The organism is Streptococcus sp. GMD4S, assembly GCF_000296955.1.
Genome location: NZ_AJRE01000411.1, coordinates 1 through 558, shown reverse-complemented (window position 1 = coordinate 558; position 558 = coordinate 1). Strand labels below are relative to the sequence as shown.

1 protein-coding gene is annotated in these 558 nt (G+C 38.9%); it reads right to left on the bottom strand.

The window, feature by feature from the left end; genetic code table 11:
• Nucleotides 1-324 precede the first annotated feature (324 nt).
• A partial coding sequence (locus GMD4S_RS10230; protein WP_000585530.1) for an ROK family protein occupies nucleotides 325-558 on the bottom strand: 234 nt, incomplete at its 5' end.

The following is a 558-nucleotide window of genomic DNA, read 5'->3' as shown; positions in this document are numbered from 1 at the left end:
TCCATCTCATTATATCATTTTTCCACATTTTCCCATTTAGTCAAGCTAAATATCAATTAAATGGATGATAGAATTGCTCTCGCCTTAACTTCTTATGCAAGGTAGTTATTTTCTCCTAGTTTCTCACGATTACCTCCTTTGGCTCAAATTTTTCAATAAAAAAAGAATTAAGCAAAACAGTTTTCACTCAAGTAGTGATTCAGTGTTTTTCTTAATTCTATAGCTCCAAACTAGGATTGTTTTGTCTTGATACTCTTCGAAAATCAAATTCAAACCACGTCAGCTTCACCTTGCCGTACTCAAGTACTGCCTACGGCTAGCTTCCTACTTTGCTCTTTGATTTTCATTGAGTATAAAATGATAATAGGCACCCAACATCCCTGCTGTATTTTGGTGATGGGCAAATTCTAATCGTGTTTTTTCAGCTAGGCTTGGTACCAAGGCGGCCTTCAAGGCTGCGCGAATCTTCGGTTTGAGGATAGCTTCTTGCCCCATGATACCGCCACCGAGAATGACCACTTCTGGATTGGCAACGTAGCAAATATTTGCCAGACCTTT